General features: G+C 62.9%; 1 protein-coding gene. It reads right to left on the bottom strand.

Annotated elements, in window-relative coordinates; translation table 11 throughout:
• On the bottom strand, window positions 1-824 hold an 824-nt coding region (locus A1351_RS23565; protein ID WP_245291555.1), incomplete at its 3' end, for a reverse transcriptase domain-containing protein.
• Window positions 825-1,255 lie beyond the last annotated feature (431 nt).

The following is a 1,255-nucleotide window of genomic DNA, read 5'->3' as shown; positions in this document are numbered from 1 at the left end:
TCGGCATACCGCACGAACCGCAGACCCCGCCGCGCCAGTTCCTGATCCAATTCGTCGAGCACGACATTGGAGAGGATTGGCGAAAGCGGGCCGCCTTGCGGGGTTCCTTCCCGAACCGCGATCTTCTCGCCATCCGGCATCATGACCGACGCTTTCAGCATCCGGCGCACCAAGTCGACCACCCGGCAATCCGCGACCTTCTGACCGAGGCGGTCGAGAAGACGCTGATGGTGAACTCGATCGAAGAATTTCTCCAAATCAAGATCGACCACGATCCGGCAACCAGCTTGCAAATGCTCCTTCACCTCAGCGACGGCCGTATGCGCGCCCCGTCCAGGACGGAAACCGTGGCTGCTCGGATGGAATGTCGGCTCGAAGATCGGCTCCAGGACCTGGAGCAGAGCCTGTTGCGCGACGCGGTCCACCACATTTGGAATGCCGAGACCGCGTTGTCCGCCTCCGGTCTTCGGAATGAAGACTCGGCGGACTGGACCCGGTCGATAGCGTTCCGTGAGCAGCGCGCGGCGCAGATCGTCGATCAGCACAGGAGCTCGCGCCTGGGCCTCTTCTACGGTCTGCCCATCAGGGCCGGGCGCTCCCTTGTTGCGTATCACGTTCAGAAGCGCCGAAGACAAGTTCTCCTCGGACGCCACTTCTTCCAACAGCCGACCGGGGTCGGCTGCGCAGGCGATGGTTCTTGCCGTGCGTTTGTGCTTCGCTTTTTGCAGCAAAAACGCGCGCTGCTCGGATGCGTCCGAGCGCGCATCGCTTCCGCCCCCTTTCGGGCTGTCGGCGAACACGAGGCTCAATTGACGGGGAATCATCCTTCTCAATCCATCCCTCCCTTCGCTCCCCCGGCTTTCACCGGCTTCATCGCTATTATGGAGAGATCCGACTTCTGCATGGGCGTCGGCCGGTCGTCGCTCACCTTCTCCCAGCCTACCGTTCGAAACGGACCCATGCAGACCTCCCAGGGTAAGAACATCGAATTTCCCGCCGCCGCCGCTCCTTTTACCGCCCCAGCCTCGGTTGGATTTCGGGCGTCGCGTTCAGAGGCACGCTGACCCGGCTGGACCGGCCTGTTGAGGAGTTCACTGCTCGTTCGGTGCTGCGGTTCGCCACTGGGCTTCTTCCCCACCCGCCCTCGCGGACGCGCAGTTGCCCTCGGCTCGTGGTTGCTACCAACTCGCCCCACGAAGGACTTTCACCTCCAATTCGATGCCCATGCCTGGCACACCTCCGCTCCGCGCGCCCG

The organism is Methylosinus sp. R-45379 (genome assembly GCF_001644125.1).
Lineage (GTDB): Bacteria > Pseudomonadota > Alphaproteobacteria > Rhizobiales > Beijerinckiaceae > Methylosinus.
Note: the sequence above shows the minus strand (reverse complement) of the source record. Positions and strands in the feature narration are given on the sequence as shown.